General features: G+C 63.7%; 20 protein-coding genes and 2 pseudogenes. 2 read left to right on the top strand and 20 right to left on the bottom strand.

What is annotated here, in order from left to right; all coding sequences use genetic code 11:
- Nucleotides 1-23 precede the first annotated feature (23 nt).
- Together G7077_RS04285 and G7077_RS04280 are read right to left on the bottom strand one after the other, a co-directional pair.
- Nucleotides 24-518 (bottom strand): isoprenylcysteine carboxyl methyltransferase family protein, encoded by a 495-nt coding sequence (locus G7077_RS04285; RefSeq protein WP_166410631.1) that lies wholly within the window; start codon nucleotides 516-518, stop codon nucleotides 24-26.
- Entirely contained in the window at nucleotides 515-1,558 is a 1,044-nt protein-coding gene (locus G7077_RS04280) for a type III polyketide synthase (protein ID WP_166410630.1), read from the bottom strand. Before G7077_RS04280 ends, G7077_RS04285 begins: the two co-directional genes overlap by 4 nt.
- Before the next feature lie 45 nt (nucleotides 1,559-1,603).
- On the opposite strand from G7077_RS04280, the pseudogene G7077_RS04275 reads away from it, so the two are divergent.
- Nucleotides 1,604-2,772: pseudogene (locus G7077_RS04275) on the top strand (PQQ-dependent sugar dehydrogenase).
- Here the strand turns inward: G7077_RS04275 and trmB are convergent.
- A pseudogene (trmB, locus tag G7077_RS04270) lies at nucleotides 2,769-3,466 on the bottom strand (tRNA (guanine(46)-N(7))-methyltransferase TrmB). The pseudogenes G7077_RS04275 and trmB sit on opposite strands and share 4 nt — an antisense overlap.
- 101 nt (nucleotides 3,467-3,567) lie before the next feature.
- On the opposite strand from trmB, the gene G7077_RS04265 reads away from it, so the two are divergent.
- Nucleotides 3,568-4,056 carry a DUF2231 domain-containing protein gene (locus G7077_RS04265; protein ID WP_166410629.1) on the top strand — a complete coding sequence of 163 codons (489 nt, stop codon included), beginning with the start codon at nucleotides 3,568-3,570 and terminating at the stop codon, nucleotides 4,054-4,056.
- On the opposite strand, the gene metK is transcribed toward G7077_RS04265, so the two are convergent.
- From metK to mmsB, 17 genes are all read right to left on the bottom strand, one after another.
- Entirely contained in the window at nucleotides 4,053-5,264 is a 1,212-nt protein-coding gene (metK, locus tag G7077_RS04260; RefSeq protein ID WP_166410628.1) for a methionine adenosyltransferase, read from the bottom strand. The genes G7077_RS04265 and metK overlap by 4 nt on opposite strands.
- Before the next feature lie 62 nt (nucleotides 5,265-5,326).
- Nucleotides 5,327-5,980, bottom strand: a complete 654-nt coding sequence (gene lnt, locus G7077_RS14060; RefSeq protein WP_246167382.1) for an apolipoprotein N-acyltransferase — start codon at nucleotides 5,978-5,980, stop codon at nucleotides 5,327-5,329.
- Entirely contained in the window at nucleotides 5,974-6,867 is an 894-nt protein-coding gene (locus G7077_RS14055) for an apolipoprotein N-acyltransferase (protein WP_246167380.1), read from the bottom strand. The genes lnt and G7077_RS14055 overlap by 7 nt, the downstream gene beginning before the upstream one ends.
- Nucleotides 6,868-6,885: 18 nt before the next feature.
- Entirely contained in the window at nucleotides 6,886-7,314 is a 429-nt protein-coding gene (locus tag G7077_RS04250; RefSeq protein ID WP_166410627.1) for a hypothetical protein, read from the bottom strand.
- Between the two features lie 64 nt (nucleotides 7,315-7,378).
- Nucleotides 7,379-8,257, bottom strand: coding sequence for a hemolysin family protein (locus G7077_RS04245; RefSeq protein WP_166410626.1), 879 nt, complete (start codon nucleotides 8,255-8,257; stop codon nucleotides 7,379-7,381).
- The gene (gene ybeY / locus G7077_RS04240; protein ID WP_166412318.1) at nucleotides 8,257-8,760 is read right to left on the bottom strand and encodes an rRNA maturation RNase YbeY; all 504 of its coding nucleotides are present in this window, start codon (nucleotides 8,758-8,760) and stop codon (nucleotides 8,257-8,259) included. Before ybeY ends, G7077_RS04245 begins: the two co-directional genes overlap by 1 nt.
- Nucleotides 8,760-9,749: a PhoH family protein gene (locus G7077_RS04235; RefSeq protein ID WP_166410625.1), complete on the bottom strand. Its 990-nt coding sequence runs from the start codon at nucleotides 9,747-9,749 to the stop codon at nucleotides 8,760-8,762. The genes ybeY and G7077_RS04235 overlap by 1 nt, the downstream gene beginning before the upstream one ends.
- Nucleotides 9,749-11,071 (bottom strand): tRNA (N6-isopentenyl adenosine(37)-C2)-methylthiotransferase MiaB, encoded by a 1,323-nt coding sequence (gene miaB, locus G7077_RS04230; RefSeq protein WP_166410624.1) that lies wholly within the window; start codon nucleotides 11,069-11,071, stop codon nucleotides 9,749-9,751. The genes G7077_RS04235 and miaB overlap by 1 nt, the downstream gene beginning before the upstream one ends.
- Nucleotides 11,072-11,081: 10 nt before the next feature.
- Complete coding sequence (locus tag G7077_RS04225) at nucleotides 11,082-11,696, bottom strand: lysophospholipid acyltransferase family protein (protein WP_246167377.1); 615 nt, start codon at nucleotides 11,694-11,696, stop codon at nucleotides 11,082-11,084.
- A 127-nt stretch (nucleotides 11,697-11,823) separates the two neighbouring features.
- Nucleotides 11,824-12,246: a Fur family transcriptional regulator gene (locus tag G7077_RS04220; RefSeq protein WP_166410622.1), complete on the bottom strand. Its 423-nt coding sequence runs from the start codon at nucleotides 12,244-12,246 to the stop codon at nucleotides 11,824-11,826.
- Nucleotides 12,247-12,321: 75 nt separating this feature from the next.
- A complete protein-coding gene (locus G7077_RS04215) occupies nucleotides 12,322-12,759 on the bottom strand; it encodes a Ros/MucR family transcriptional regulator (protein WP_166410621.1) in 438 nt (145 codons plus the stop codon).
- Between the two features lie 108 nt (nucleotides 12,760-12,867).
- Nucleotides 12,868-13,350, bottom strand: coding sequence for a ribosomal protein S18-alanine N-acetyltransferase (gene rimI / locus G7077_RS04210; protein ID WP_166410620.1), 483 nt, complete (start codon nucleotides 13,348-13,350; stop codon nucleotides 12,868-12,870).
- Entirely contained in the window at nucleotides 13,347-13,943 is a 597-nt protein-coding gene (gene tsaB, locus G7077_RS04205; RefSeq protein ID WP_166410619.1) for a tRNA (adenosine(37)-N6)-threonylcarbamoyltransferase complex dimerization subunit type 1 TsaB, read from the bottom strand. The genes rimI and tsaB overlap by 4 nt, the downstream gene beginning before the upstream one ends.
- A 68-nt stretch (nucleotides 13,944-14,011) precedes the next feature.
- Nucleotides 14,012-14,584 carry a NifU family protein gene (locus G7077_RS04200; RefSeq protein WP_166410618.1) on the bottom strand — a complete coding sequence of 191 codons (573 nt, stop codon included), beginning with the start codon at nucleotides 14,582-14,584 and terminating at the stop codon, nucleotides 14,012-14,014.
- A gap of 34 nt (nucleotides 14,585-14,618) precedes the next feature.
- Nucleotides 14,619-15,320, bottom strand: coding sequence for a cytochrome b/b6 domain-containing protein (locus tag G7077_RS04195; protein ID WP_166410617.1), 702 nt, complete (start codon nucleotides 15,318-15,320; stop codon nucleotides 14,619-14,621).
- Nucleotides 15,295-15,840 carry a c-type cytochrome gene (locus G7077_RS04190; RefSeq protein WP_166410616.1) on the bottom strand — a complete coding sequence of 182 codons (546 nt, stop codon included), beginning with the start codon at nucleotides 15,838-15,840 and terminating at the stop codon, nucleotides 15,295-15,297. Before G7077_RS04190 ends, G7077_RS04195 begins: the two co-directional genes overlap by 26 nt.
- A 31-nt stretch (nucleotides 15,841-15,871) precedes the next feature.
- Nucleotides 15,872-16,768 (bottom strand): 3-hydroxyisobutyrate dehydrogenase, encoded by an 897-nt coding sequence (gene mmsB, locus G7077_RS04185; protein WP_166410615.1) that lies wholly within the window; start codon nucleotides 16,766-16,768, stop codon nucleotides 15,872-15,874.
- Nucleotides 16,769-16,772 lie beyond the last annotated feature (4 nt).

Below are 16,772 nucleotides of genomic sequence, written 5' to 3'. Positions count from 1 at the left end.
GCCCAAGCCCGGCGGGGCGCAAGCTATGCCTGACTGCCAAGCGCCGCATTCTCCGCACGGATGCGGACGGCCAGAACGAGCGCGTTGAGAATCGAGAAGATCAGCGCGACCTGCCACAGCCCAAACGCCAGCGGCAAAGCGGCAATCTCTCCGGCAACGACGAGATAGTTGGGGTGGCGCACAAGCCGGAAAGGTCCACCGGTGACGAGGGGTGCGTCCGGAAGGACGATGATGCGCGTCGTCCAGCGCGGCCCAAGGGTTTGTATCACCCAGACGCGGCCGATCTGGAGCAGGCCGAACAGGATCAGCCACAGCCATTGTACATCTCGGCCCGGAGCAAGCCACCATAACGCGGCGAGCCAACCGGTGTGGACGGCGACGATAAGCGGATAGTGGCCGGGCGCATATTCCTTTGCGCCCATCGCCAGCAGCCGCTCGGTGTTGACTCGCGCCAGCCCAAGTTCGGCGAGCCGCTGCGCGGTGACAAAGGCCATTATGGCAACGCCAAGCCACATCATGCCTTCTCCAGCAGCAGGCCGGCGCACGTGAAACCGGGGCCGAAGGCGGTCATCAGCGCACGATCAGGCAGTCCGCGTTTCAATAGCCGTTCCAGGACGAACAGCACGGTTGGCGCGCTCATGTTGCCATACTCCCTCAAGACATCTCGTTCGACGTCTAGACTTCCGTCGGGAAGCTCAAGCGCGGCCTCGATGGCCTGGAGAACCTTCATTCCGCCAGGATGACTGCACAAGCGGTCCACGTCGCTCCAATCGATGCCGAGCGACTGCAGCATTCCGCCCATCGCTCTGCGCAGCTCGGCTTCGATGAACGGCGGGATCGCTCGATCGAAGATCACCGCGAGGCCCGGGTCCTCGACATCCCAGCCCATGATCTTCAGCGTGTCAGGCCACAATTGCTCCGCCGAGCCGGTAATCTTGGCGACTGGCTCGCCCGCGCCGACGACGGCCGCCGCCGCTCCATCGGCGAACAGGGCCGTCGCGACCACTGCCGCCGGATCGTTGCTGTCGAGACGGATCGAGATCGAGCAAGTTTCCACCGTGACGAACAGCCAGCGGCTGCCCGGCTCCCCGGCTGCAAGCCTCGCCGCGGTGGCCATGCCGCTTACCCCGCCTGCGCAGCCGAGGCCGAAAACCGGGACTCGGCGGATGTCGGAGCGAAAGCCCATACGCCCGCTGACACGCGCCTCCAGGCTCGGCGTTGCAATGCCGGTGGTTGAGACGGTGACCACCCCATCGATCTCTTCACCACCAACGCCGGCGAGCTCCAAGGCCTTGGTCGCCGCTTCGATGAACAACGCTTCGGCGGATTGGAGGTAGAGCGCGTTACGCTCCGCCCAGCCGCGATGTTCGGTATACCATTCTTTCGGCGCGACGATGTGCCGGGTATCGATGCCGGCATTGTCAAAGACGCCTGCCAGACGATCGAACAGGGCAGGGCGTCCGCCGAACGCATCTGCCGCCAGCGACTTCGCCTCGGCCTGGGTAATGATGGTCTTTGGGACCGCTGTTGCAACGGAGAGCAAGTTGGAAGATTGCAAGAGACAGTCCGATCACGAGTTCGTGTGAACGGCAACCGACGAGGGATGGAATCGATGCGCTACAAACTGGCTTACCTGCTTTCTGCCGTAGCACTGGCGGCCTGCGGACAAGCGGCTCCATCGCAGCCGGCGCAGCAAGCGGCCGCCCCGTCCGGTGAGCCTCCTTTCACAAGCACGGAGATCGCGAAGTTCGATTCGCCCTGGGCGATGGCATTCCTGCCGGGCAGCGGCGTATCGCTAACGACCATGGCGCTGGTGACGGAGAAGGAAGGCAAGCTTTGGCTTCTGGATACGGCTACCGGCAAGAAACAGCAGGTCACCGGTGTTCCGACGGTTAAGGTTGCAGGGCAGGGTGGACTTGGCGACGTCGTCGCCCACCCGGACTTCGCCGGGAATCAGCGCGTCTACCTCAGCTACGTCGAAGGTGGAGCGAACGGTACCAGCGGTGCGGTGGTCGGTTACGGGCGGCTGGTCATGGGTAGTGGCGTGCCGCGGCTCGAAGGCTTCAAGGTCGTTTGGCGTCAGGCACCGAAGGTAACGGGTGACGGTCATTTCTCGCACCGGATCGCCTTCGCGCCTGACGGCAACATGTTCGTCACGTCGGGCGACCGCCAAAAGATGACCCCGGCCCAGGAAACCAATGGTCAGCTCGGCAAGGTGCTCCGCCTTACTGCGGAAGGTGCGCCGGTGCCCGGCAACCCTTGGGCAGACCAGGGCGGGATTGCCGCCAGCTTTTGGTCAATTGGGCATCGCAACCTGCTCGGCATCGCGTTCGCGCCCGACGGCCGGCTGTGGGAAACGGAGATGGGACCGCAGGGCGGCGACGAGCTCAACCTGATCACGCCGGGAAAAAACTACGGTTGGCCGAAGGCTTCCTATGGCAGCCACTATGGCGGTGGCGAAATCCCCGACGCGCACGCGAGCAGCGGCTTCGAAGAACCAAAGGCATGGTGGAACCCATCCATCTCGCCGGGGGCCTGCTGATTTACAGCGGCGACTTGTTCTCGGCGTGGAAGGGCGATGCCCTGATTCCCGCACTGTCCGGGCTGGCATTGATCCGGGTCGACATCAGCGGAGACCAGGCGCGCAAGGCCGAACAGTGGGACATGGAGATGCGGGTGCGCGGCGTCGACCAAGGTCCGCGCGGCGAGGTCTATCTTCTTGAAGATGGCGATACGGGCGGCCGCATTTTCCGGCTGGAACCGAAGAGCTAGAACTTCCGATACCGCAGATAATAAGGCCGGCGTCCCTGACGGCGCGACTTGGCGCCGTAACGGGTCTCGATCCAGCCCCCTGGCGGGTCGAGGAAGTCTGACGGCTTCTCGGCCAACCACTGGAACGTCGCCGTCCAGCGCTGCATGACCATCAACGTCCATTCCAAGTAGACGGGATGGTCGGTTGCGATGCGGAGTTCGCCGCCCGCCTTCAGCTTGTCGGCGAACAGACGAAGCGGTCCGTCGTTGACCATTCGCCGCTTCGAATGTCTCGCTTTCGGCCAGGGATCCGGGTGCAACAGGTAAAGAAAGCTCAGCGCGCCGTCCGGCACGCGCCGGAGGACCTGCAGCGCATCGCCATGCCACAGCCGCACGTTGCGCAGGTTCTGGTCGCGGAGGTGGGTAAGGGCAACCGCGACGCCGTTGAGGAACGGTTCGGCGCCGATGAAGCCGTGATCGGGCAGCAGGTCGGCGCGATACGCAAGATGCTCGCCCGAGCCGAACCCGATCTCGAAATGAAGGGGCGGGGATCGCCGAAGAGTCCGGCCGACGTGATCTCGCCTTCCTCGGGAACACTGATCTGCGGCAGCAGCTTGTCTATGAGTTCCTGCTGACCCGCGCGCAGCTTGTGCCCGCTGGAACGGCCGTACAGGCGGTTGAGGGTGGTTGGATCGCCGGGTTTGTGCGCGGTCATGGGACGATGCGCCTAAAGCCCTAAGCGCGCGGGCTCAACGCCAAGCATCCAACTTCGCATCGGGGCGTTCGTTGAGCTTTCAGGTAACAGGGAGAGTTTGGATGAACGGCAGGAACCCTAAGAGCACGGCGCAGATCGCCGGGCACCCCATGCACCCGATGCTCGTTCCGCTGCCCATCGCCTGCTTCATCGGCGCGCTGGTGACCGATGTTATCTTTCTTGCGACCGACAACAGCGGCTGGCCGGAAGCATCGAAGTGGCTGCTCGGCTTTGGCATTGCCACGGCAGCGCTGGCCGCGACCACGGGCATCATCGATTATATGGGCGACGACCGCATCCGCCGCACCGGCGACGCGCTGAAGCATATGATGGCAAACGTTGCCGTGGTCGTGATCGAGATCATCAACCTGGTTACGCGGCTCAGCAACGATGCCGCCGACGATGGCGTGGGTTCGTTGGGCGTCTTCCTGTCGCTCGCGGCGGTGGTCGTGCTTGGCTACAGCGGCTGGAAGGGTGGCGATCTCGTCTACAAGCATCGCGTCGGCGTCCACGACACCGACGACGAGCCTGCCACCACCTCTGTGCGTTAGGCGTTCAGCGCTGCCTTGAGATCCTCGGCGAGGTCGGTCCGCTCCCACGGGAAGAAGTCGCCTTCCGCCTTGCGGCCGAAGTGACCGTAGGCGGCCGTCTTCGAATAGATCGGCTTGTTGAGGCCAAGGTGCGTGCGGATTCCGCGCGGGGTCAGACCGCCGAGCTTCTCGATCTTGCCGATGGCGGCCTCAATCTGATCGTCGCCGACGGTGCCGGTGCCGTGCGTGTCGACATAGAGCGAAAGCGGGGCCGACACGCCGATCGCATAAGCAAGCTGGATAGTGCAGCGGGTCGCCAGGCCCGCAGCGACGACATTCTTCGCCAGGTAGCGCGATACGTAGGCGGCCGAGCGGTCGACCTTGGTCGGGTCCTTGCCCGAGAACGCGCCGCCACCGTGCGGAGCCGCGCCGCCGTACGTGTCGACGATGATCTTGCGGCCGGTAAGGCCGGCGTCCCCGTCAGGCCCACCGATCTCGAATGAGCCGGTCGGGTTGATGTGGTAGACGGTTTCATCGCTCAGCAGCTCGGCCGGGAGAATGTCGGCAACGACCCTCTTCACATAATTGTGAAGCTCCGCCTCCTGCTCACCCTGGTCGTAGCCCTTGGCGTGCTGCGTCGAGACGACGATCGCCGTCGCCGCTGCCGGCTTGCCATTCTCGAAGCGCAAGGTGACCTGGCTCTTGGCGTCAGGCTCAAGGAACGGTGCCACACCCGAATGGCGGTCGGCTGCCATGCGCTCCAGAATTTTATGGCTGTAGTAAAGGGTTGCCGGCATCAAATCCGGCGTCTCGTCGCAGGCAAAGCCGAACATGATGCCCTGGTCGCCGGCGCCTTCGTCCTTGTTGCCGCTGGCGTCGACGCCCTGCGCGATGTGGGCCGACTGGCCGTGCAGATTGTTGTGGAAGGTCAGCGTTTCCCAGTGAAAGCCGTCCTGCTCATAACCGATACGCTTCACCGTGTCGCGAACGGCCGTTTCGATTTCTTCCTTCGCGCCCGGCGCCCAGGCGTCATTTTCATAAACGCCCTTGCACCGGATCTCACCCGCGAGAACCACGAGCTGAGTGGTGGTCAGCGTTTCGCACGCGATGCGCGCTTCCGGGTCCTTGGACAAAAACAGGTCGACGATCGCGTCGCTGATCTGGTCCGCGACTTTGTCGGGGTGGCCTTCGGAAACCGATTCGGACGTGAAGAGGTAGGAAGTGCGCATGGAAGGTAGAGGTCCTCGAACAAAGGGCCGTGTGTCACGGACTTAACGATATAAGGAAATCCTTATGTCGCCCGATAGCGTTGCCGCGACGACAGGGCAATGGCGGCGATGATCAGCAATGCCGCGAGCGACAATGGAATGACGTTGCCGACGCATCCGAAGGGTGTGAAGCGGCTCGTTGGCGATGGAATGGTGCCGTTGATGACACCGGCTGTGCGCCAAGGCAGGGAGCTGATGATCCTTCCCCGTGCATCGACGATCGCGCTAATTCCCGTCGGGGTGGACCGAATTACGGGAAGCCCCTCCTCCGCGGCCCGGAGCCGCGCCTGGGCGAGGTGCTGCGGCGGACCCCAGCGCCCGAACCAGGCGTCGTTGGACGGGTTGAAGATGAAGTCGGGCCGGTCGTTCCGGTCCACCACCTTGCCGGAGAAGATGATCTCATAGCAGACCTGAAGACCGACCTTGCCCCAGCCTGGCAAGGTCATGGTTGCCGGCCCGGGACCATAGCTGATGTCCCCCTGACCGGGCGCGAGTTGCGACAGCCCGATCGTTTCGAGGAGCGGCCGCATCGGCAGATATTCGCCGTAGGGCACCAGATGAGCCTTGTCGTACCGGTCGAGGATTCTGCCCTCCGTCGTTAGCGCGACAACGCTGTTGGTCTCTCCCGTTACGCGGCCGAGCGGGTCGGCGATGATGGCGAAGGCGCCGGTCAACAACAGGTCGCCCGGGCGCAGAACGGATGCCGCCCGCTGTGCCGGGGGAGTGGCACTGAGGCACCGGAGCCGGTCGAGTCGATTAGCTGAAACGGTTGCGGCACAGCCACTTCGGGCCAGAACAGCAGCCGGGGCGAAGTGGCGCCGCCGACCGATAGCCGCCCCAGGCGCGCGAAGGCGTCATCGGCGAGTCCGGGACGCCATTTCTGTTCCTGCCCGATGTTGGGTTGAACGATCCTGACGGCCTTGCTGGCCGAGGCCGGGGGTTCGAAGATCACACCGATGGCGAAGCCCGCCGCGATCCCTGCAGCGGCGATGGCGAACAAGGCGCGGCTCCTGCGCTCTACCATGAGCCAGATGCCACCGCCCACGAGAGCGATGAACATCGATGCGCCATAGGTGCCGATCAATGGAACCAGGAAGCGGGTCTCGCCGACGGCGGAAGCCGCCAGCGGGTTCCATGCGAAACCGGTGAAGACAGTTGCACGCAGCCATTCGGTCAAGCCCCACGTGCCCGCGAGAGCCACCACCAGGGCCATCGGATTTCTGCGGCCCACTCGCCACGCCAATCCGGTTGCAAGCGCCGGAAAGACCGCAAGGTAAATCGAGAGCAGCAAAAGAGCGAGCCAGCCCAGCCAGGCGGGCATGTTCGCCTGATAGGTGAAGGAGGTCGGAAGCCAGTTCAGACCAACCACGAACTGGCCAAGACCGAACAGCCAGCCGACCAGCAGAGCTTGCCGAGCCGTTTCAGCGCGCGACAGCAAGGCGCACAGCAAGGCGATGGCGATCGGCATCAGCGGAGTGAAGCCGATCGGCTCGAACGCCAGTGCCGACACCGCTCCAACCGCCAGCGCCGCCACTCCCGAATGGCGCGCGAGGCGAGCGAACATGGTCAAGCTGCTTGCGACTTAGTTGTTGACCTTGAGGTCTTCGCCCAGTGTTGCCTTGCCGCTGGAGCCGAAGGTGCCGGCGAGCTTAACCGCCTTGCCCTTCACGCGGACGTACAGCGGCTTGGCCGTGAGGTCGCCGCCGTTCACTGCGGTTACTTCGCCCTCGGCCTCGGTCCCTGCCGGGATGACCGTGGTCCAGCCAAGCTTCACGTCGGATGCGACCGTGAGCGGAACGCGCTGACCAACGCCCAGCTTCTTGCCCTTGGCTGCCGGAGCGAGCGCAAGCTTCACTTCCGTGCCGGCCTTCAGCGAGGGACCCGAGCCGGTGGCAGCGGCGGCCGGCTTGGCGGGAGGGGAGGCTGGAAGGTCGACCATCCAATTGCCGCTTTGGGCGACGGCGCTGCTTGCACAGCAGGCGAGCGCAACGAGAGCGAAACGAGCGATCATGATATCTCCATAGCCTTGGGTTTCTTCGATAATCCTACACATCGGCGGCAACGGCAAGCCGCGCTTATTCCTGTGCGCTACCATCCGGTGCGTGCAGTCTGAGCCGAAGGATGCGCCGGGAATCGGCGGCAATCGATTCCAGCCGCCAGCCGCTGGCATGGCATACCGAATCGCCCGGCTGAAGAATTTTGCCAGCGAGCAGGAAGGCGAGGCCGCCAAGCGTATCGACATCATCCTCTTCGCTGACGAGCCGGGCGTCGACCGTGCTTGCCAGCTCCTCGATTTCCAGCCGCGCGTCCGCTTCCCAGATGCCATCGTCGAGCATCACGAGCATGGCGCCCTCCTGCTCGTCATGCTCATCCTCGATGTCGCCGACGATCTCCTCGACGACGTCTTCGATGGTGACGAGACCTTCCGTCCCGCCGAACTCGTCGACGACGATGGCGAGGTGGACCCGCTCGGCGCGCATGCGAGCGAGAAGGTCGAGCACGCCCATCGATTCAGGCACAAAGAGGGGATTGCGGAGCAGGGCAGTCATGGCGCGGTCGCGGCTCTTATCGACATTGGCCATGAACACATCCTTGATGTGAACCATGCCGATCACCTCGTCGAGGCTCTCGCCGTAGACCGGCAGACGACTATGGCCGGCATCGGCGAAAGCGGCGACGAGATCGTCGAAGCTGATCGTCGAAGCGACCGACATGATCTCCCCGCGCGGAACGCAGATGTCCCCCGCGGTGCGGTCGTCCAAGTGCAACAGGTTGCGCAGCATCTGCCGCTCGTGAGGCGTCAGGTCGCCAGACTGCGGTCGGCTGCCCTCGGCTTCATCGATCACTTCTTCGATCTGGTCGCGGAGCGTGGGTTCGCTCTCGTCGCCGAAAATGAGGTGACGAACGCCGCGCCAGATGCGCGACCCACCGTCGTCGTCGCTACGCGTGGCCATCAGCGCGCCTCCGCATAGGGATTGGCAATCCCAAGGCGGGCGAGAGCTCGCACCTCGCGCGCTTCCATGTCGGCCGCCTCATCATCGTCGCCGTGATCGTAGCCAAGCAAGTGGAGTGTGCCGTGCACCAGCAAATGAGAGGCGTGCGCCTCCATGCTGATTGCCTTGTCCTTGGCCTCGGTGCTGCAGACGCCATGGGCCAGTACGATGTCGCCGAGCATCAGCTCCGGCCCGTCATGCGCCTCAGCCTCTAGCTCGTCGGCCTCGGCGAGCGGAAAGGATAGGACGTTGGTCGGCTTGTCCTTGTCACGCCACTGGGCGTTCAAGGCACGTACCTCTTCGTTGCTGGTCAGCCTGACGGAAAGCTCAACCGAACGCTCAGTCGAAGCGAGGTGCGGGAAGAGGCTTTCGGCGATAGCGGCTTCAGCGGCGCGGCGCACCAGCGCCTCCCAGCCGCTGCTACTGTCCCACTCCGAATCGGCTTCGATGGCGATGTCCAGCATCACGCGCCCGGTCCTTCGTAAGCGTCGACGATGCGGCCGACCAACGGGTGGCGGACGACATCGGCCGAGCTGAACTTCACCGTGGCGATGCCTTTCACGCCCGACAGGCGCGATACCGCATCGGCAAGACCTGACTTGCCCGGGTCAGGCAAGTCGACCTGGTTGGGGTCCCCACAGATGACCATCCGGGATCGCATGCCGAAGCGCGTCAGGAACATTTTCATCTGCGCGGGCGTGGTATTCTGCGCCTCATCAAGGATGATGAAGGCGTCGTTGAGCGTTCGGCCGCGCATGAAGGCGATCGGCGCGATCTCGATTTCCCCGGAAGCTATGCGCCGCTCAACCTGCTCGGTCGGAAGCATGTCGTAGAGTGCGTCATAGAGCGGGCGAAGATAAGGATCGACCTTCTCCTTCATGTCGCCGGGCAGAAAGCCCAGACGCTCGCCGGCCTCAACCGCGGGACGCGACAGGATCAGCCGGTCGACGCTGCCCGAAATCATCTGCGCCACGGCCTGTGCCACTGCCAGGTAGGTTTTGCCGGTGCCTGCGGGCCCAAGCGCGAAGATCATGTCCTCGCCGGCCAGCGCTTCCATATACTCCGTCTGGACCGCGGAGCGGGGAACAATGGTCTTCTTGCGCGTGCGGATCATCACGCGCGGCGGCGAGCCCACCTCCTGGTGAACGATTCCATCGAGGACCGGCTGAGAGGCCATGCCGAGCACCGCCTGCACCGCAGCGGCGTCGACGTCCTGACCTTCATCGAGGCGGTTATAAAGGCCAAGCAAGACTTCCCGCGCGCGCGCTGCGCTGTCCGCATCGCCTTCGATCTGCACCCGGTTGCCGCGTGCGGCGATGTGCACGCCGAAGTGGTTCTCGATGGTGATCAGGTGCCGGTCGTAATCGCCGAACAACGGTCCGATGAGGTACGGCTGTTCGAACTCGAGTTCGAGGCGGGCGCGGTCGGGCCCGGCAGCGTCGCGGCGGGCCATCAGGCGGCGGCCTTGGCCGTAAGCGCGCCAGTCATGCTGTTCGGGCCGGCGGCAACCAACGAGACATCGACGAGATCGCCGATGGTCGCGCCGGTCTCGACGTGTACGGATTGGAGCCACGGCGAACGGCCGATCATCTGCCCGGAACGACGGCCCGGCCGCTCAAGGAGGATCTGCGTGTCGCTGCCCACCGTCGCCTGATTGAAGGCCAGCTGGTGCACCGCCACACGGCTCTGAAGCCTGGCGAGGCGATCTTCCATCACATCCTTGGAAATGAAATCCTCCTGCATGCTGGCGGCGGGCGTGCCGGGCCGGGGGCTATATTTGAACGAATAAGCGGCGGCGTAGCGAACCTCGTCGATGAGGCTCAGCGTGTCCTCGAACTCGGCCTCCGTCTCGCCGGGGAAGCCGACGATGAAGTCACCCGACAGCGCAATGTCAGGTCGTGCCGAGCGCACCTTCTCCAGCGTGCGGAGATAGCTGTCCGTGGAATGGCTTCGGTTCATCGCCTTCAGCACCCGGTCGCTGCCCGACTGAACCGGCAGGTGGAGATAGGGCATCAGCTTGTCGACTTCGCCATGCGCGGCGATCAGGGCGTCGCTCATGTCGGTGGGATGGCTGGTTGTGTAGCGGATGCGCTCCAGCCCATCGATGCGCGCCAAGGCGTGGATCAGCGTGTGGAGACCCGCCGGGCGGCCACGATCATCTTCGCCGCTCCAAGCATTCACATTCTGGCCGAGCAGCACGATCTCCCGAGCGCCGGCCTCAACCAATGAATAGGCCTCGGCGACGATGTCGCTCCACGGTCGCGAAATTTCCGCCCCACGGGTGTAAGGCACCACGCAATAAGTGCAGAATTTGTCGCAGCCCTCCTGCACGGTCAGGAAGGCACTTGGGTTAGCGCGCCGACGATGCGGCAGGGCATCGAACTTGGAGATCGCCGGCATGTCGGTGTCGACCGGCCGTTCCCCTCGGCTGGCGGCGTCCACCATTTCGGGCAGGCGGTGATAGGCTTGCGGGCCGACGACGATGTCGATCAGCTTGGACCGGCGTTTCGCTTCTTCGCCCTCGGCCTGTGCCACGCATCCAGCAAGGGCGACCAGCGGCTTCGAGCCGTCCTCCCGAAGCAAGCGGCCGACGTCGGAGTAGGCCTTGTCGGCCGCCTTTTCGCGAATGTGGCAGGTGTTGAGGACGACCAGATCGGCATTGTCGCCTTCCGCCGCAGTCAGTCCCTGCCGGCTGAGCAGTTCAGCCATCCGCTCGCCGTCATAGACGTTCATCTGACAGCCGAAGCTTTTGATTCGGAAGGTGCGGGGAGTCATTGGCCTGCCGCTATAGGGGATGGCTGATCGAACTTGAAGCGGCGAGCGATGCGGCAATCCGTTCCTGCGCCAAGGCCGCGAGTGCCTTGCGGTCCGTCATGGCCGGCAAACGCTCCAGCAGGCGCACGGTAACGGGGATTGTTCCCTGACGCCCCAGCAGTCGCATGGCATTGGCCCGCCCGCTTTCGTCGAACCAGGCGACCTCCCGGACTGACGAAAGATAGTCGATTGCGACCGGCTGAACGTGCGCCTCGGGCGGCGGTGGCGCCACCGCGGCCAGCAGGCTGGATCGGAATGGCAGCAGGCCGCTGCCATGGCCGGTCGTGCCTTCCGGAAAGATCGCCAGTGGTGGTCGGCGCTGAAGGGCAGCTTGAACCGATGTCGCCTGATCGCCAGCGGCGCGACGGGCGCTGCGGTCGACATAAAGGGTGTTGTTCTGATCCGCGAGCCAATGGATCAACCGGTTTCCAAGCCGGTCTTTGGACACGAAGGCACAGCCCGTGGCGCTGCCGAGAACCAAGATGTCGAGCCAACTGAGATGGTTCGCGATCAAGAGGGTGTGCGGATATGGCTTCGGACCAACCGACCGGACCTCGAGCCCGCAGATGCGCGCGGCTGCACGCAAAAAGCGATACGGCCAGGGAGACGTCCCCCTCAACCACACGCAACAAATGTGCGGGACTGCGTAGCCGATCAGCAAAAGCAGCAGGCGGCTGATCCGCCATGCGGCCCGAATATTTGAGGATGGCCGTCTATCGATTGCGGTCAAGCGCGACGCCGTACAATTCCATTCGATGGTCCACGAGGCGGAAGCCGAGCTTTTCGGCGATCCGCCGCTGGAGCAACTCAAGCTCCTCATCCACGAACTCGATGACCTTTCCGGTCTCGACGTCGATCAGATGGTCGTGATGCTCATCGGAGGCGGCCTCGTAGCGCGAGCGACCGTCGCCGAATTCATGCCGTTCCAGGATCCCCGCTTCTTCGAACAAGCGGACGGTCCGGTATACGGTGGCGATGGAAATCCTGGGGTCAACGGCCGCTGCGCGTTCATGCAACGTCTCGACGTCCGGATGATCTTCCGATTCGGACAGGATGCGCGCAATGGTCTTGCGCTGCTCCGTAATCCGCAAGCCCTTGTCCGCGCAGAGCCGCTCGATGTCGATGTTGCGATGCATCGAGTCGTTGTTAGTGCAGATGCGGACGCGGGGTCAAAGAAAAGGGGACGCCACGATAGCGTCCCCTTGTAACTCTCAGGCCTTGGACTTGCCCGAGCCGCGCGTGCGGCGGCGCGTGGTCCCGAGCCCGATCGATTTGGCGAGTGATCGCCGCTGTTCCGCATAATTGGGCGCAACCATCGGATAATCGGCGGCGAGGCCCCACTTCTGACGGTATTGGTCAGGCGTCATCTGATAATGAGTCATCAGGTGCCGCTTCAGCATCTTCAGCTTCTTTCCGTCTTCAAGGCAGACGATATAGTCCGGCTTGATGGACGAGCGCACCGGCACCTTGGGTTCCGGCTTCGCTTCCGGAGCCGACGGCTTGCCCGATATTTCGCTGAGGGCGCCGTGCACATTCTGGATGAGATTGGGCAAATCATTAACGGCGACGCTATTGTTGCTGACATGTGCCGCGACGATGTCCGCGGTGAGGGTCAGCAAGGTGTCGTCGACAACCTGATCTTCGGCCATTGTTGATGTCCTGATTCCGAGCAAAGGGGTGGCGCTTCGGCAAACGCCATCACTACTGGATATGCCCGTCGCTAGCAAAGTGCAACTTCAGGTAGCTACCTGACCTCTTCAGATCGGACGAGCCAAAGTCAGCGCGTCGAAACGAGAGCCGTCTGCGCCAGTATAGTAATTAGCCCGACGGCCCACCGGAACGAAGTCGGCACTATTATACAATTGAATTGCTTGATTATTCGCGCGTACTTCTAAATGAACTTTCGAGGCGCCCCGAGCTTTCGATGAGGCCACGAAGTCTTCAAGAAGGCTTCGTCCGATGCCCTTGCGACCGTGCGCCGGATCGACGGCAAGGAGCAGAAGTTCCGCCTCATCCGCCACGATCCGGAAGAGAGAGAAGCCGACTGCGGTTGGCCCTGTTCGCGCGATCCGTAGGCTGACACCGGACATAGGCAGAATTCCAGCACATTGTGCCCTTGTCCAAGCCTCACCGAATGCCATGTCGAATGCTGCATTCATGACCGCCATGACCTCGTCGAGGTCCTGTACGGAGCCTTCGTCCACTTGCAGGTCTCGGAGTTCCTGCGCCTGATCGATCATGCTGCAGTTGGCAATTTGGCATCGGGCGCGCGGGCGTATAGCGGGCGCGGCGGCAGCGTTCGCAGTACTTCCGGCAGCGATAACGCATGGCGCGCCGACAGTAGAGCGTCGATACTCTCGCCGCGCCCGCGCGCTTCAATCAGGAGGGCGGCACCCGAGCCGATTACCCGCTCCAATGAGACGGCCCGGCCCGACTCCGAGGGCGTGAGGTTGAGCAGCTCGCCGGGATCTGACAGCGACGGGTATTGTTGAACGAACAGCTCGCCGTGACCGCCTTTGACCGCGACGGCCACCGGCAAGGGCGCCGAAGCGGCGAGGAGTGCAAGCGAGTAGAAGCCGAGAACTTCGGCACCCCAGCCAATCGCCAGACCGTGCGCAGCGGCGATGCCAACCCGGATGCCGGTGAAGCTGCCCGGGCCGACGCCCACCAGGATCTGCTCCGCCCGGCGGCCATCGAGCAACTCGGCGATCATCGGGACCAACCGTTCGCTATGGCCTCTACCGATCACCTCGTCGCGGGTGCCAATGCACGTGTCGCCGTCGAACAAGGCGGCGGTGCAGGCGGCGCTGGACGTGTCGATGGCGAGGATCATGCGAAGTTCGTCCTTCGCTCCGGATTGGGCCACAGCGTGCGGCGCCAAGCAAGCGAATAGTGGCGCGGCTAGACCGCTTCCACCGACTCCACTTCGGGAACATAATGACGGATCAGGCTCTCGATCCCATTTTTCAACGTGACGGTGGAGGAGGGACAGCCAGAGCAGGCGCCCTGCATCGCCAGGAACAGCCGCCCGTCCTTGTAGCCGCGGTAGACGATATCGCCGCCGTCCTGCGCGACCGCGGGGCGGACCCGCGTTTCGATCAGGTCCTTTATCTGGTCGATGATGTCGGCATCGGCCGGGTCTTCGTCGAAGGCCGGATCGTCGCTGATTTGTATGCCAGCAGCCGTGCCGGGGGCGAACAGGGGCGTGCCGCTGACGAAATGGTCGAGCAACGTCTCCAGAACCAAGGGCTCCAGTTCGGACCAGCTGACCGCCTCCGCCGCCGTGACGGAAATGAAGTCCCGGCCGTAGAAGACGCCTTCCACCATGCCGCTTGTGAAGAGCGCGGCCGCAAGCGGCGACGCCTCGGCGCTTGCCGCGTCCGGGAAGTCGCGGCTGCCCGCTTCCATGACGGTCTGGCCGGGCAGGAACTTTCGAGTCGCAGGATTAGGCGTGGCTTCTGTGTGGATCAGCATGTTGCCGCCCATGTGGCCGTGCAGGGACCGGCTATCAACCCCCGAACGGCGGGGCTCCGGCAATCACCCAGCGCGCGATCCCTATCGAAATGGCGAGGCAGATCAGTGCGACCCACCATTTGCCTGGCCGCATGGGCGAGGTGCCCGCCGGCGCGATGGTCCGGCCTGTCAGCATTGCCGAGGTCAGCTTCTTCTTCCAGAACAGGCGATAGCTGACGACGGCGATTACATGCATCGCGATCAGCGCCATCAGCACGTTGAAGAGCCCTTCATGCCATTCGCGTGCGCTTTCCGACGTGTCGAAGCTTACGAGGTTGGCTAGCGGCCCAGCGTAAAGCCCGTCCTCGTCCGCGATGACGAGACCAAGTCCGACTTGGATGGCAAGCAGCGACAAAAGTGCCAGCACGCTGATGGCCCCTAGCGGCGTATGCCCCACTGCGGACCATGAGCGGGGCGAGCGGAGGTAGGTTGCAAGCACCGCTGGGCCCTTCACGAAGGAGCCGAAGCGCGCTGTCGAACTCCCGGCCAATCCCCAGAGGAACCGGAAGATCAGCAGGGTCAGTACGGCGATGCCCGACCAGATATGGAGGTCGATGCGGTCGTTTTCTGCCGACCACCAGGAAAAGCCGATCAGCCCGACCAGCGACCAATGGAAGAGGCGGATCGGCAGGTCCCAGACGGGGATTGCAAGAGCGCCGTCCGCCGCAGCGTTAATCGCGTTCTTTGAAGCGCTCATGGCAGCTCTTGCAGGTGCCGCCGAGCTTGGCGTGGGCGGCTGTCATGGCGCCGATGTCGCTGCCCTGTGCCGCCTGATTGAAAGCAGAGGCTGCGTCCCGAAGATTGGCCATGTCCTTGGCGAATACCTCCGGCTGCTGCCAAATCTCCGCTTTCGCGTCGGTCTTGCCGATGTCGGGGCCGGTACCAGCCGGGAACCAGGTGGCCGCCTTTGGAGCCAATTCGTTGATCGTTGCCGCAGCTTCGCGGACACCTGCCACGTCGTTGCCGTCCAACGACTTCTTGGCTGCCCGCATCGCCTTGCCGATCTTTTCGTAATTTTCGTGACGCTCCTTCATCAGAGCCAGCGCCTGCTCTTTCTGAAGCGGTGTGGCGCTTGATGCGGCGACCGAATTCTCGACCGTCGCACTGGCCGCCTCGCCGCTAGCATTCGCCTCGTTCAGAACCTCGTTGCCGTCGGCTTGGCTGTTGCAACCGGCGAGTAAAGCGAAGGACGCAGCGGCAATGAGCAGTCGTTGCATTCGTGAGGTCTCCTGAACCGTGTCGCGCACCTTATTCCGGCTTCGTCCAGCTATCGTCAATGAGCTTGATGAGCGCCGAAAAATCCTTCGTGCCGCCGCCCTGGTCGACGAAGCGGCCGTAAAGTTCTTCTGCCTCCGCGCCCATGGGCGTGAAGGCGCCGACCGCCTCCGCCGCTTCGTGCGCCAGTTTCAGGTCCTTCAGCATCAGTGCCGCCGCGAAGCCGCCTTCATAGCCGCGGTCGGCGGGAGTTTCCGGGCCGACGCCGGGGACGGGGCAATAGCTCGTCATCGACCAGCTCTGGCCCGACGCTTTCGAGCTGATGTCGAAGAAAGTTTGGGCGTCGAGGCCGAGCTTCTGCGCCAGGACGAACGTCTCGCATGTCGCCGCCATGGTGGCGCCGAGTAGCATGTTGTTGCAGATCTTCGCGGCCTGACCGGAGCCGGGGCCGCCGGCATGGATCACCGCCTTGCCCATCGCCTCGAGCAGAGGTCGGGCTCGCTCGAACCCGTCGTCGGAGCCGCCGACCATGAAGGTCAGCGTGCCGCCTTCCGCCGCGGCAATGCCACCCGAGACCGGCGCATCGACCATTGTGAGGCCGGCAAATGCCGCTTCGTCGCTCAGCTTGCGGGCCGTCGCAACGTCGATGGTGGAGCAATCGATCAGCAGCGTGCCCTTGGCGGCGGAGGTGAACACCGACTTGTGGAATACGTCCTCCACATGCTTGCCCGCCGGAAGCATGGTGATGACGACGTCCGCGTCCTGGCACACCGTGGTCGCGTCATCGGCGGCAGTGCAGCCTCGCTCGACAGCACGGCTCAGCGCGTCTGCGTTGAGGTCGAAGGCGCGAACCTCGTGACCCGCCTTTGCGAGATTGGGCGCCATTCCGCCGCCCATGTGACCCAATCCGATGAATGCGACGCGTGCCATGCTG

The organism is Sphingomonas piscis, assembly GCF_011300455.1.
Classification (GTDB): domain Bacteria; phylum Pseudomonadota; class Alphaproteobacteria; order Sphingomonadales; family Sphingomonadaceae; genus Sphingomicrobium; species Sphingomicrobium piscis.
The sequence above is the reverse complement of the archived record's forward strand: the minus strand, read 5'-3'. Positions and strand labels throughout refer to the sequence as shown.